The organism is Pseudooceanicola aestuarii (assembly GCF_010614805.1).
GTDB classification, from domain to species: Bacteria; Pseudomonadota; Alphaproteobacteria; order Rhodobacterales; family Rhodobacteraceae; genus Pseudooceanicola; species Pseudooceanicola aestuarii.
Genome location: NZ_JAAFZC010000001.1, coordinates 1,827,882 through 1,840,815 on the forward strand (window position 1 = coordinate 1,827,882; position 12,934 = coordinate 1,840,815).

10 protein-coding genes are annotated in these 12,934 nt (G+C 62.4%); 6 read left to right on the forward strand and 4 right to left on the reverse strand.

Features of this window, described 5'->3' with window-relative positions; translation table 11 throughout:
• The first annotated feature begins 325 nt into the window (after positions 1 to 325).
• Positions 326 to 1,612 (forward strand): crotonyl-CoA carboxylase/reductase, encoded by a 1,287-nt coding sequence (ccrA, locus tag G5A46_RS08750; protein WP_163849033.1) that lies wholly within the window; start codon positions 326 to 328, stop codon positions 1,610 to 1,612.
• Between the two features lie 358 nt (positions 1,613 to 1,970).
• On the forward strand, positions 1,971 to 3,506 hold the full coding sequence (locus tag G5A46_RS08755; RefSeq protein ID WP_163849034.1) for an ATP-dependent DNA helicase: 1,536 nt from the start codon (positions 1,971 to 1,973) through the stop codon (positions 3,504 to 3,506).
• A 74-nt stretch (positions 3,507 to 3,580) separates the two neighbouring features.
• On the opposite strand, the gene G5A46_RS08760 is transcribed toward G5A46_RS08755, so the two are convergent.
• The gene (locus tag G5A46_RS08760; RefSeq protein WP_163849035.1) at positions 3,581 to 4,459 is read right to left on the reverse strand and encodes a 3-hydroxybutyryl-CoA dehydrogenase; all 879 of its coding nucleotides are present in this window, start codon (positions 4,457 to 4,459) and stop codon (positions 3,581 to 3,583) included.
• A gap of 168 nt (positions 4,460 to 4,627) precedes the next feature.
• Here G5A46_RS08760 and G5A46_RS08765 point away from each other — a divergent pair, with 168 nt between their 5' ends.
• Positions 4,628 to 5,473, forward strand: a complete 846-nt coding sequence (locus tag G5A46_RS08765) for a DUF6473 family protein (protein WP_163849036.1) — start codon at positions 4,628 to 4,630, stop codon at positions 5,471 to 5,473.
• An 81-nt stretch (positions 5,474 to 5,554) separates the two neighbouring features.
• On the opposite strand, the gene G5A46_RS08770 is transcribed toward G5A46_RS08765, so the two are convergent.
• Both G5A46_RS08770 and G5A46_RS08775 read right to left on the reverse strand, forming a co-directional pair.
• Entirely contained in the window at positions 5,555 to 6,481 is a 927-nt protein-coding gene (locus G5A46_RS08770; RefSeq protein ID WP_163849037.1) for an electron transfer flavoprotein subunit alpha/FixB family protein, read from the reverse strand.
• Positions 6,481 to 7,239, reverse strand: coding sequence for an electron transfer flavoprotein subunit beta/FixA family protein (locus G5A46_RS08775; RefSeq protein WP_163849038.1), 759 nt, complete (start codon positions 7,237 to 7,239; stop codon positions 6,481 to 6,483). The genes G5A46_RS08770 and G5A46_RS08775 overlap by 1 nt, the downstream gene beginning before the upstream one ends.
• A gap of 237 nt (positions 7,240 to 7,476) precedes the next feature.
• Between G5A46_RS08775 and ggt the strand changes: the two genes are divergently transcribed.
• On the forward strand, positions 7,477 to 9,264 hold the full coding sequence (gene ggt / locus G5A46_RS08780; RefSeq protein WP_163849039.1) for a gamma-glutamyltransferase: 1,788 nt from the start codon (positions 7,477 to 7,479) through the stop codon (positions 9,262 to 9,264).
• A gap of 124 nt (positions 9,265 to 9,388) precedes the next feature.
• Here the strand turns inward: ggt and G5A46_RS08785 are convergent, their stop codons facing one another.
• Complete coding sequence (locus G5A46_RS08785; protein WP_163849040.1) at positions 9,389 to 11,890, reverse strand: GcvT family protein; 2,502 nt, start codon at positions 11,888 to 11,890, stop codon at positions 9,389 to 9,391.
• Between the two features lie 371 nt (positions 11,891 to 12,261).
• Between G5A46_RS08785 and ihfB the strand changes: the two genes are divergently transcribed.
• Positions 12,262 to 12,549 (forward strand): integration host factor subunit beta, encoded by a 288-nt coding sequence (ihfB, locus tag G5A46_RS08790; RefSeq protein WP_163849041.1) that lies wholly within the window; start codon positions 12,262 to 12,264, stop codon positions 12,547 to 12,549.
• Positions 12,550 to 12,554: 5 nt separating this feature from the next.
• A complete protein-coding gene (locus G5A46_RS08795) occupies positions 12,555 to 12,896 on the forward strand; it encodes a lipopolysaccharide assembly protein LapA domain-containing protein (RefSeq protein WP_163849042.1) in 342 nt (113 codons plus the stop codon).
• Positions 12,897 to 12,934 lie beyond the last annotated feature (38 nt).

The following is a 12,934-nucleotide window of genomic DNA, read 5'->3' on the forward strand; positions in this document are numbered from 1 at the left end:
TGAATCGAATACGCAACTTAATTGCGCGTTCTTGTAGGTACAGGAAAGAATGTACCGATGTCAATTCGCCGCAACGCGGCGTTGTTTGCGCTGACGAAGGTTTGCTTCGTCGGCAGCATCCGACAGGTAGGTTTCGGGCGCTAGATAGGGCTATTGCCCCTGAAGTCCCTGAAAAATGGCGAAAACAACGCATGAGGCAGACGACGGGAGAGACATAAAGTTACAAAATTGTAAGTTGTTGGATTGCAATCTTGCGTGACGGTTAGTATCTGGTGGGCAGTCGCCGCGATTCTGCGTTGCGGCATCGTGTTCACAGGAGGCCGCCATGGCGTTGGATACAGAAACAGGCATCGCGCCCTACGATGCCCCCGAGAAAGACCTTTACGAAGTCGGTGAAATGCCACCGTTGGGACATGTGCCCGCGCAGATGTACGCCTGGGCCATCCGGAGAGAGCGGCATGGCGATCCTGACCGGAGCTTTGAGGTCGAGGTCGTTGATACGCCCAAGCTGGACAGTCACGAGGTGCTGGTGCTCGTCATGGCTGCCGGTGTGAACTACAACGGCGTCTGGGCGGGCCTCGGCGTGCCGATTTCACCTTTTGACGGGCACAACGCAGATTACCACATCGCGGGATCGGATGCGTCGGGGATCGTCTGGGCGGTCGGGGATCGCGTGAAATCGTGGAAAGTCGGCGACGAGGTCGTGATACACTGCAATCAGGACGATGGCGATGACGAGGAATGCAACGGCGGGGACCCTATGTATTCTCCCAGCCAGCGGATCTGGGGCTACGAAACCCCGGACGGGTCGTTCGCCCAGTTCACCCGCGTTCAGGCACAGCAGCTTCTGCCCCGACCGCGGCACCTGACCTGGGAAGAATCCGCCTGCTACACACTGACACTGGCGACGGCCTATCGGATGCTGTTCGGCCATCACCCGCATGAGCTGAAGCCCGGTCAGAATGTCCTGGTCTGGGGCGCATCCGGCGGCCTCGGCTCCTTTGCCATTCAGTTGATCAACGCGGCAGGGGGCAATGCGATCGGCGTGATCTCCGATGAGAGCAAGCGTGATTTCGTCATGGGCCTGGGCGCCAAGGGCGTCATCAACCGGCGCGATTTCAACTGCTGGGGCCAATTGCCAACGGTGAACACACCCGAATATGCCGAATGGTTCAAGGAAGTGCGCAAGTTCGGCAAGGCGATCTGGGAGATTACCGGCAAGGGCAACAACGTCGACATCGTTTTCGAGCATCCGGGGGAAGCGACCTTCCCGGTCTCGACCTTTGTCTGCAAAAAAGGCGGTATGGTCGTGATCTGCGCCGGGACCTCAGGGTTCAACTGCACCTTCGATGTGCGTTACATGTGGATGCATCAGAAGCGTCTTCAGGGGTCGCACTTCGCCCACCTCAAACAGGCGGCATCCGCAAACAAGCTGATGGTGGAGCGCCGCATCGACCCCTGTATGTCCGAGGTCTTCCCCTGGGCCGAAATTCCGCTCGCCCATATGAAGATGATGCGGAACGAGCATAAACCGGGGAATATGGCGGTGCTGGTGCAATCGCCGAAAACCGGCCTTCGCACGGTCGAAGATGTGCTGGAAGCCGGGCGCTGATAACCTTCCGTTAGAGATTTCGCGCAAGAATGGCCGGCGACTCGCATCTGTGAGTCGTCGGCCCGCTGTTCGGGCCGAACGGGGGTGACAAGACGAAAGGCGCTGATATGAGGCAAGATTGGATTGTTGCCGTACTCAAGGATATCGCCCGCGCGGCGGAGGCACGGGGTATGACCCTGACCGCCGTGCAGATTGAACAGGCCAGCCGGTCTGCTCTCGCGGAATGCGGGCGCAGTGGCGGGCAATCAGCAGATGGTGAGGCATCGCCGCGACTGCTGATACATTAAAGAAGGCGGGCAAGTGGCGGGGCGCAATGCCGGTGCTGGCGCTTGGCTTCGCCAGATAGTAGCGTCGCGCCATGTCCTTGCCCGCCCTCACATTCTCCGATGATCAGGCTGTCGCTTTCGATCGGGTCTCCGAAATCCTGCATTCTGCGGGGGTGGATCTTGCCAATTCGCGCACGCGGCCTGCGCGCGGTAACGGCGGGCAGGTTCTGGCTGTCACCGGCAAGGCCGGGTCAGGCAAAACCATGCTGTTGTCTGCGCTCACAGATGCGTGCGAGGCGGCTGGCGTACGGGTTGTTTCGGGTGATTACGAACCCCGAAAAACGCGTGAAAGCAGGAGCCTCGCCATTCTGGCGCCCACGAATAAAGCGGCCAGCGTCTTGCGTCTGCGGGGGGTCGCGGCAACGACCATCCATCGAGTGCTCTATACCCCTGTCTATCATCCGGAATACGAAAAGATCGCCGAATGGCTCGCGGGCAACGGTGAGCGACCCGAGATCGACGGGCTGACGGAGGCGGCTCTCGACAGAGCGGAAGCCTTCTACGTCAACAACAAGTCGGTTCCCGGTGCATTGGCCGCGGCCGGCTTGCGGGGATCAGATTTTATTACTGGCTGGAAACGTCGTGACGATCCGCTCGATCTGGGCTTCATCGATGAATCCTCGATGCTGGACGAGAAACAGCTGGATGACCTCAGGGAGATTTTCCCGACCCTGGTCCTGTTCGGCGATCCCGCGCAATTGGCGCCCGTCGGGCAATCCGGCAAGATGGTGTTTGACGACCTGCCGGCCCCCGCCCGGCTGGAACTTAGCCGTATCCACAGACAGGAGGCGGACAATCCGATCCTGGACCTTGCCCATGCGCTGGCTGATCCTGAAGTCGATTTCTACCGTTTTGAACAAATGGTTGAGCAGGCCGCCAAGACGGATGACAGGGTCCGATGGTCGCAGCGTGTCGAAGTCGACCTGATGGCCCGATCGCCTGTACTGGTCTGGCGCAACGCCACGCGTATCCGCCTGATCAATGCCTTCAGAGCGGTCCACGATGCGCCGGAAACGGAATTGTTACCTGGCGAGCCCCTTGTCTGCGACGGGATCGAACTGCCGCTGAAGCACCGGAAAAAGCGACTGGATCTGGAGGCGCGTGGCTTGATCAAGGGTGCACAGGCCGTCTATCTCGGGCCGGGGTCGAAGCCGGGATTTTCGCGCCTCCACCTGGTCGGCGCGGAGAATCCGCAGGTTTCCGCCGCTTCCATCGTCAAGATCGAAAAGCCCGGCGAAGAGGAGCCTTTCATTCCCTTCGCCGCCGGCATGGGGGCCACGTTTCTGCATGGCGCCGCGGTGACAATTCACAAGGCCCAAGGGTCCCAATGGCCGGATGTTCAGGTTTTTGCGCCGGATATTTTCGCCGCCTTTCGTATGGGCCGGATGGAGGCGGGACAACCGCTTTGGAAACGATTGGCCTATGTGGCGGTGACCCGCGCGGAACAGCGGCTGCATTGGGTGGTGCGCAACCGGATGTCGCGCCCCGAACGCGCGCTTGATGCCAGCGACCTGCGCGCTGCGCCCGCAAAATTGGAGCTGACCGCGCCCGACGCAGAACCGGGATAGCCAAATTCGGCAAATGTCTCCCGGTTTCGCGCGCGTGTTAAGACGTTCTTAACACCTCCTGGACAATAGTTTGGTCAGCGCGTCGGAACCGGCGCGTCACCGCGATAATCGTAGAAACCGCGTTTGGTCTTGCGGCCCAGCCAGCCGGCCTCCACGTATTTTGTCAGCAGGGGGCAGGGGCGGTACTTGGTATCGGCCAGACCGTCATGCAGCACATTCATGATGGCGAGGCAGGTGTCCAACCCGATGAAATCGGCCAGTTCCAGCGGTCCCATCGGGTGGTTGGCGCCCAACTTCATCGATTCGTCGATGGATTTGACGTTTCCGACCCCTTCATAAAGGGTGTAAACCGCCTCGTTGATCATCGGCATGAGAATCCGGTTGACGATAAAGGCCGGGAAGTCTTCGGCGCTGGCAGCCGTCTTGCCGATCTTCTCCACCACGCCAAGACAGGCGTCATAGGTGTCGCCGTCGGTGGCAATGCCGCGGATCAACTCTACCAGCTGCATTACCGGCACCGGGTTCATGAAATGGAAACCCATGAATTTTTCCGGCCGATCTGTGCGGGACGCGAGGCGCGTGATGGAGATGGAGGAGGTGTTCGAGGTCAGGATCGTTTCCGGCTTCAGATGCGGCAACAATTCATCGAAAATCGCTTGTTTGACGGTTTCCCGCTCGGTCGCCGCTTCGATCACCAGATCGGATGTCCCGAGATCCGACAATTTCAAAGTCGCCGAAATGCGTGACAGGGCGGCATCGCGATCCGTTTCGGAGATCATTTCGCGCGCGACTTGCCGGTCAAGGTTCTTGCCGATCAGCTGGCGGGCGCGGTCCAACGCATCCTGGCTGACATCGGTCAACAGCACATCATACCCGGCAAGAGCCATGACATGCGCAATCCCGTTGCCCATCTGACCGGCGCCGATCACGCCGATTGTGTTGATCTCGGTCATGGGATCCCTCTCATCTGGTCGGCGGCAATTTGGACTCGCTGGCGGCCCGCTGCAAGCCCTGCCGAAAGTTTCGAGCATTTGAACTGAATTCGTCAGGCAATCTGCTGGCCGGAATCGTCTCCATATTGTCAAACACGGGTATGCAGATTTGGTTGGTGGGATGTTAACATGAATATGGATCGCGGGGCTCTCGACTATTCTCCATGCAAGTACGGCGCGGGGCGTGCGCGTTTCCGCGGCCCGAAACGCAGCGCGGAGGGGCGGTATATGGTGTTTCTTGGTGGATCTGACACGTTCGGTCGATATGTGGAACGTCCGTTTCCGCGAATCCTCGAAGAGATGACGGGGGTCACGACGTTGAACCTCGGGATGCCGAATGGCGGGGTGGACGGCTATCTCACGGCCCCTGATTTGCTCCGGATTGCTTCACGCGCATCGGTTGTGGTGGTCGAGATTTCTGGCACCCATGGGGTAAGCAACTGTTACTATACGGTCCACAAGCGCCGGAACGATCGGTTCCTGCGGCCGACGGTGCAGCTTCGGGCGCTCTACCCGGAAGTGGACTTTACCGAATTTTCATTCATCCGGCACATGATGGGACATCTGCGCCATCTTTGCCCGGTGCGTTTTCAAACTGTGCAAGCGAAAGTACAGGCCGCCTGGACCCAAAGGATGGCCGAACTGATTGAGGCGATCGCGGCGCCCGTCATTTTGAATTGGGTCAAGCGGCAGGATTCGGCCAAGGAAGAGATGGATGAAACAGGGATCACCGATGAAATGGTACAGGCCCTTCGCCCGCGCGCAGCGAGCGTCGTGATTTCCCGGCCGAGTCCAAAGGTGCTGGCTGAGGGCTGTGATGGTCTGATTTTCCCGATGGAGGAGGCTGTCTCTGCCGCGCATGCATTGCCGAGCGCAGCGCATTGGGAACTTGCACAAATCCTGCGCCCTGTCCTTGACCGGACGATGGAGCGTCCTGATCTACGTGGAGTTTCGTTCGGGGAGCCGGTGCATTAAGCTCAAGTAGCGCAATTCCACGAAAAAACGGGCCCGCTCTCGGCGGACCCGTTCGAACTTTGACTATTGTCAGCTTTCGCTTCAGAGCTTTTCGGTCAACTCGGGGACAGCTTCGAACAGGTCGGCGACCAGTCCATAGTCGGCGACCTGGAAGATCGGGGCGTCCTCGTCCTTGTTGATCGCGACGATGACCTTGGAATCTTTCATCCCTGCAAGGTGTTGGATTGCGCCGGAAATCCCCACAGCGACGTAGAGTTCCGGCGCGACGACCTTGCCGGTCTGGCCGACCTGCCAATCGTTCGGGGCAAAGCCCGAATCAACAGCCGCCCGCGATGCGCCAACGGCCGCACCCAGCTTGTCCGCCAGCTTTTCGATGATTGCGAAATCGTCCTTGGAGCCGACGCCGCGTCCGCCCGAAACAACGACCCCGGCTGAGGTCAGTTCAGGGCGATCGCTGGCTGCGACCTTGTCTTCGACCCATTCGGAGAGCGCCGGATCTTCCGCCGCGCCGATCGTGTCGACCGAAGCAGATCCAGAGGTGCCGGCCGCGTCGAAGGTCGATGTCCGGAAAGTGATAACCTTCTTTTCATCTTTGGATTTTACAGTCTGAATCGCGTTGCCGGCGTAGATCGGACGCTCGAACGTGTCGGCGTCTACGACGCCGGTCACATCGGTCAGGATCATCACGTCCAGCAGGGCGGCGACCCGCGGCAGGATGTTCTTGGCATCCGTCGTCGCAGGGGCGACGATGTGGGAATAATCCCCGGCGAGCGAGTTGATCAGCGCCGCAACGGGTTCGGCCAGACGATGGCCGTAAAGGTCGTGCTCTGCACACAGAACCTTGGTCACGCCGTCGATTTTCGCGGCCTCTGCCGCGGCGTCCGAACAGGTCGCCCCGGTACACAGAACCGTCACATCGCCCAGTTTCCCGGCAGCGGAAATCGCCTTGGCAGTGGCGTCCAGCGCCAGTTGCCCGTCATTCACTTCGGCAAGGAGAAGTACAGCCATCACACGATCCCCTTTTCTTTCAGCTTCGCGACCAAGGTGTCCACGTCAGGCACCATCTCGCCGGCCTGGCGCTCCGCGGGCTCCGACGTTTTGACCACTTCGAGGCGGGGCGTGGTGTCCACGCCGAAATCTTCTGCGGTCTTTTGGTCCAACGGCTTTTTCTTCGCTTTCATGATATTGGGAAGCGATGCGTAGCGCGGCTCGTTCAGGCGTAGGTCAGCGGTGATGATGGCAGGCATCTTAACCTTGATGGTCTGCAGGCCACCGTCGACTTCGCGGCTGACCACGGCGTGATCGCCCTCGATCTCCAGCGTGTTGGCAAAGGTCGCCTGGGACCAGCCGGTCAGCGCAGCGAGCATCTGGCCCGTGGCGTTCATGTCGTTGTCGATCGCCTGCTTGCCGGCGATGACCAGTCCAGGCTGTTCTTCATCGATGACGGCTTTCAGGATCTTGGCAACCGCGAGAGGTTCGATATCCTGGTGAACGTCGTCTGCGGCCACGACCAGGATCGCCCGGTCGGCGCCCATCGCCAAAGCCGTGCGCAGTGTTTCCTGCGCCTGCTTGACCCCGATGGAGACTGCGACCACCTCGTCGGCCTTTCCGGCCTCTTTCAGGCGGATAGCCTCTTCGACGGCGATTTCGTCAAAGGGGTTCATGGACATTTTCACATTGGCGAGATCAACACCCGTGCCGTCCGATTTGACCCGGACCTTCACGTTGTAGTCGATCACGCGTTTGACAGGCACTAGCACCTTCATCTGGCGTGGTCTCCCTTTCCTCGGCGGGCGGATTCGCCCGACGTTTTTCGGCTCTCGTCGGTTAGATATAGGGTGCGTTCAGGGTGTGACAGGCCAAAAACGCCCATCTGGCGCGACCGGACGCCGCGTTTTTTCCGAAATGCGGAGTGATGTTCTGCTGTGCGGATTATGAAGGGATGCGTTTTGCCTTTGACTTCGACCCGTGGGACGCTGATCTGAATCTGGAGGGAGGTTCGAATGGTAAAGGCAGGTTTGAGCGCGGCCTTCGCGCTGATTTTCGGGGCGCAGTTCGTCATGGCACAGCAGGTGGCAGATGGGCTTGCGCCGGAAATGTCGACGGATGTTGCCGTGATGACGGAAAATCCGGCGCTGCGTGCGGCGCAGGCGGCCAAGGCTGCCGGTCTGCCGGTGCGGGGGAGGGGCTGGATGATCGCGGTCGCCCATCCGCTGGCCGCCGAAGCAGGCGCCCAAGTGCTGGAAAATGGCGGCACGGCGGCGGATGCCATGGTGAGCGCGCAGGCGGTTCTGGGGCTGGTGGAGCCGCAAAGCTCAGGCTTGGGCGGCGGGGCATTCCTGGTCTGGTATGACGCCGCAAGCGGCACGGTCACCACCCTTGACGGGCGCGAAACGGCGCCCTCTGCGGCGACACCGCGGCTGTTTCAGGTCGAGGGCGCGCCGATGAAGTTCTTCGACGCGGTGGTCGGCGGCCTGTCGGTTGGGGTGCCGGGCGTGCCTGGGCTGATGGCGGCGGCGCATGGCCGCTGGGGGCGGTCGGACTGGGCGGAGCTGTTTGCGCCGGCGATCAGGATTTCCGAAGACGGGTTTACGGTTTCGCAACGTCTTGGGGCGATGGTTGCGCGGGACTCGGAGCGACTCGCCACCCATCCGGCGACTGCGGCCTATTTCCTGCCTGATGGCGCGGCGGTACGGGCGGGGGACTTATTGCGAAATCCGGCCTATGCGCGCAGCCTGCGCAGCCTGGCCGATGAGGGTGCTGACGCATTCTATCGTGGCGCGGTCGGGGCGGAAATCGTGGCCGCAGTGCGCAGCGCGGCGCGGCCGGGCTTGTTGCAGCCTGCTGACCTGGCGAACTACCGGGTGAAGGAGCGGACGGCGGTTTGCATGCCGTTCATCGGGTACGAGGTTTGCGGCATGGGGCCGCCCTCCTCTGGCGGTGTGAGCGTGGCGCAGATCCTGGGCCTGGTGTCCGGCCACGCTGAAGAGGGGAGGGTGCCGGATCGTGTGCTTGGGGATGCAACGCGTTTGGCTTTTGCGGATCGGGGACGGTACCTGGCGGATGAGGATTTCGTGCCGGTCCCGGTGGCAGGTTTGCTGGATCCCGCCTACCTGGCACGCCGTGCAGCTTTGCTGGAAGGGTCGCGTGCGTTGGAGGAGGTCAGCCCCGGGATGCCGGAGTTCGACCATGCCTGGCTTTGGGCCGATCATGAGGGCAGGGCGCTGCCCTCGACGACACATATCTCGATCGTGGACAGCTACGGGAATGCGCTGTCGATGACCTCCAGCGTGGAAAATGCCTTTGGCAGCCGGGTCATGGCCGGAGGCTTCTTGCTGAACAATCAACTGACCGATTTCTCCTTTCGGTCGCACCAGAATGGCGTCCCCATCGCCAACCGGGTGGAACCGGGAAAACGGCCAAGATCGTCCATGGCGCCGACGATCGTCTTGAAAGATGGCGCGCCGGTGCTGGTGATCGGCTCTCCGGGCGGCAGCCGGATCATCGGCTATGTGGCGGAGGCAATCCTGGCGCACCTGGTCGACGGCATGGATGTTCAGCAGGCCGTGTCGGTTCCGCATCGGGTCAACCGGTTCGGCGTCTTCGACCTTGAGGCTGGCACGCCTGCGGCGGAGCAGGCGGCGAACCTGGAGGCCCTGGGTTTCGAAACATCGGTCCGCGATCTGAACAGCGGGCTGCATGCCATTGCCATTGGTCCTGACGGTTTGACAGGAGGCGCCGATCCCCGGCGGGAGGGCATTGCGCTGGGGCAATCGCCGGGAGGGCAATAGGCAGTGCCGCGCTATAGTCGCTACAGGCAATAGATCGCGCCGGACTATCGGCGGGGCGGGCTTCGTCCCGGGCGCATCCTGCGCGGGAACAAGGCCGGCCCCAAAATCGCATGGGACCGGGCGTTCAGCCGTCGATGCGGATCCTGGTATTTGTAGGGTCGTAGGGGCTGTCCTCTGTCACCTCCGCCGGCCAGAGCTGGTCGAACATCCGCACCGTCAGCCGCGTGCCGGGCCGGGCCAACGCGGGGGGCAGGTAGCCCATGCCGATGCTCTTGCCGAAGGCCACGGAATAGCCGCCGGAGGTCAGGCGACCGACTTGGTCGCCCTGATGGTAGAGCGCTTCCCGACCCCATGGATCGGCATCGGCAGGGCCGTCGATCAGGAGGGTGACGCATTGGGCGCGGATGCCCTTGGCCTCCATCGCGGACTTGCCATGAAAGTCCTTCGACAGGTCGACAAAGCGCGGCAGATCGGCCTCCAACGGAGTGGCGTCGCGGCCCAGTTCGGTGCCGAAAGCGCGGTAGCTCTTCTCCTGCCGCAGCCAGTTCTGGGCGCGGGCGCCGACCAGCTTCAGACCCGCCGCCTGACCGGCTTCCTCCAGCAGGTCGAACAGGTAGTTCTGCATCTCGATCGGATGGTGCAACTCCCAGCCCAATTCGCCGGTGTAGGCCACCCGGATGGCGTGGACGGGACACATGCCCAGTTCCACCTGGCGGGCGGAAAGCCAGGGGAAGCGTTTGTTCGACAGAGCCGTGGCCGGGTCGGCGTCGCGGATCACGGCGCCCAGAACGTCCCGTGTACGCGGGCCTGCGATGGCGAAGACGCCCCATTGGGTGGTCACGTCGTGGCAGGAGATCCAACCGAATTCGGCGCGCTTGTCGGCGATGGCCTTGACCAGGAAGTCGTGGTCATAGGCCTGCCAACCGCCTGCGGAGACAAGATAATACCGGTCCTCGGACAGCCGCACGATGGTGAATTCCGTGCGGGTTGTTCCTGCGGCGGTCAGCGCGTAGGTCAGGTTGATGCGCCCGACCCTGGGCAAGCGGTTGCAGGTAAACCAGTCTAGAAAGGCGGTCGCGCCCGGCCCCTCGATCAGATGTTTGGCAAAGGCGGTGGCGTCGATCAGGCCGACGCCTTCGCGTATGGCGCGGGCCTCCTCCACGGCGTGGTCCCACCAGCCGCCACGGCGGAAGCTGCGGGTGCCTTCGTCGTATCCGGCGGATGCGTCGACGGGGCCGAAGTAATTCGGCCGCTCCCAGCCGTTGACCTGGCCGAACTGGGCGCCACGGGCCTTTTGCCGGTCATAGGCGGGGGAGGTGCGCAGCGGGCGTGCGGCGGGGCGTTCCTCGTCCGGGTGGTGCAGGATGTAGACGTGTTCATACGCCTCTTCGTTCTTGGTCACCGCGTAATCGGTGGTCATCCAGCTGCCGTAGCGTTTCGGGTCGAGCGAGGCCATGTCGATCTCGGCTTCGCCCTCGACCATCATCTGGGCCAGGTAATGCCCCGCGCCGCCCGCCGCCGTGATGCCAAAGGAGAAGCCTTCGGCCAGCCACATGTTGCGCAGCCCCGGCGCGGGGCCGATCAGGGGATTGCCATCGGGAGTGTAGCAGATCGGCCCGTTGAAATCGTCCTTCAGCCCCGTGGTTTCCGACGAGGGCAGGCGATGGATCATCGACATATACTCCGCCTCGATCCGGTCGAGATCGAGCGGGAAGAGATCGGCGCGGAAACTGTCGGGCACGCCATAGGCAAACCGCGCCGGGGCGTTGCGTTCATAGGGGCCCAGAATCCAGCCGCCGCGCTCTTCGCGGACGTACCATTTCGCATCCGCGTCGCGCAGCACGGGATGTTCGGCGCCGCCCTCGTCACGATACGCGACCAGCGCGGGGTCGGGTTCGGTGACGATGAACTGATGCTCTACCGGGACGGCGGGGATCTTGATCCCCAGCAGGCGGGCGGTGCGCTGGGCGTGGTTGCCCGTCGCCGTCACCACGTGTTCGGCGGTGATCACGGCCTGCTCCTCCGAGGGGACCAGGTTGCCGCCGCGTTCGACCATCCGGGTGACGGTCACCCGCCATTCCGATCCGGTCCAGGCGTAACCGTCGACCTGCCAGCGGCGCTCGATGCTGACCCCGCGTTGGCGCGCGCCCTTGGCCATGGCCATGGTGACGTCGGCGGGGTTGATGTAGCCGTCGGTGGGGTGGAAGATCGCGCCTTCCAGGTCATCGGTCCGCACCAACGGCCAGCGCGCCGCGATCTGGTCCGGGGTCATCCATTCGAAGGGCACTCCGCAGGTTTCCGCTGTGGCGGCATACAGCATGTATTCGTCCATCCGCGCGCGGCTTTGGGCCATGCGCAGGTTGCCGACCACGGAAAACCCCGCATTCAGGCCGGTTTCGGCCTCCAGCGATTTGTAGAATTCGACGGAATATTTATGGATATGGGTGGTCGCGAAGCTCATGTTGAACAGCGGCAACAGCCCCGCCGCGTGCCAGGTGGAACCGGAGGTCAGCTCGTCCCGCTCCAGCAGCATGACGTCCTGCCAGCCGGCGCGGGCCAGATGATAGGCGATGGAGGTGCCGACAGCGCCGCCGCCGACGACCAGAGCTTTGACATGGGGTTTCATCTGCAACGGCTCCTTGCGCAGAGTGACGGGTCAGCCACAGCTTTAGCAGCACAGGAAATTCGCGCAGGGTCCAGCCGACACAATGCCGCCCGAAACCGACCTGCCGCCGGATTGCGCGGCGCGGGTGGGGCGGCGATGGGTCGCATCCTTGTGCCGGTGGGCGGCGAATCAGCGCGCCGCAGCGACGGCGGCCGGGCACCCGCACCGCCCCCGTGGGGAGGCAATTGGACCGGCCTGGCCGGATAATTCGTCCGAAATCACGGGTTTACCCCGCGTTGGTCACGCGCTTTGTGTTCCCGTATCGCGGGGAACCTCCTATAGTTGTCCGCGTTGGTGACATTGATAAGGACGCCTGGGGAGGCAGTGTAGACATGATCCGTTCGGAACTGATCCAGAAGCTTGCGGATGAGAACCCGCATCTCTATCAACGCGACGTCGAGAAGATCGTGAACACGATCTTTGACGAAATCACCCAGGCGATGGCCAGTGGCAACCGGGTGGAACTGCGCGGTTTCGGGGCCTTTTCGGTCAAGAAACGCGACGCCCGCACCGGCCGCAATCCCCGCACGGGAGAGGCGGTCGAGGTGGAGGAGAAGTTCGTGCCGTTCTTCAAGACCGGCAAGCTGCTGCGCGACCGCCTGAACGGGAAAGAGGACTGACCCCGATGCGCTATATCCGCTATGCTTTCCTGTCTGCCCTGGCGGTGGTTCTGATCGCCGTCGCGTTGGCCAACCGCGTGATCGTGACGCTTCACCTGCTGCCCGAAGGGCTGGCGCGGGTGGCGGGCGGCAACCTTTCGGTGAATTTGCCGCTGTTCGTGGTGATTTTTGCCGGCATCGTGGCCGGGCTTCTGATCGGGTTCTTCTGGGAATGGCTGCGGGAGCACAAGCACCGCGCCGAGGCCCGCCGCCGCGGCGGCGAGGCCAGGAAGCTGCAACGCGAGGTCAAGCGCCTGAAAGGCGAGAAACATCAGGGCAAGGACGAAGTTCTGGCCCTGCTGGACTGACCCGCCGGCCCTGAACCTTCGGCCCCGATCCGTTGGGC

Bases quoted from the DNA above. Each gene is read 5' to 3' on its own strand.
- ggt (WP_163849039.1), top strand. From the start codon at position 7,477: ATGGTAAAGGCAGGTTTGAGCGCGGCCTTCGCGCTGATTTTCGGGGCG.
- G5A46_RS08775 (WP_163849038.1), bottom strand. From the start codon at position 7,239: ATGAAGGTGCTAGTGCCTGTCAAACGCGTGATCGACTACAACGTGAAG.
- ccrA (WP_163849033.1), top strand. From the start codon at position 326: ATGGCGTTGGATACAGAAACAGGCATCGCGCCCTACGATGCCCCCGAG.
- G5A46_RS08795 (WP_163849042.1), top strand. From the start codon at position 12,555: ATGCGCTATATCCGCTATGCTTTCCTGTCTGCCCTGGCGGTGGTTCTG.
- G5A46_RS08760 (WP_163849035.1), bottom strand. From the start codon at position 4,459: ATGACCGAGATCAACACAATCGGCGTGATCGGCGCCGGTCAGATGGGC.
- G5A46_RS08785 (WP_163849040.1), bottom strand. From the start codon at position 11,890: ATGAAACCCCATGTCAAAGCTCTGGTCGTCGGCGGCGGCGCTGTCGGC.
- G5A46_RS08765 (WP_163849036.1), top strand. From the start codon at position 4,628: ATGAATATGGATCGCGGGGCTCTCGACTATTCTCCATGCAAGTACGGC.
- G5A46_RS08770 (WP_163849037.1), bottom strand. From the start codon at position 6,481: ATGGCTGTACTTCTCCTTGCCGAAGTGAATGACGGGCAACTGGCGCTG.
- G5A46_RS08755 (WP_163849034.1), top strand. From the start codon at position 1,971: ATGTCCTTGCCCGCCCTCACATTCTCCGATGATCAGGCTGTCGCTTTC.
- ihfB (WP_163849041.1), top strand. From the start codon at position 12,262: ATGATCCGTTCGGAACTGATCCAGAAGCTTGCGGATGAGAACCCGCAT.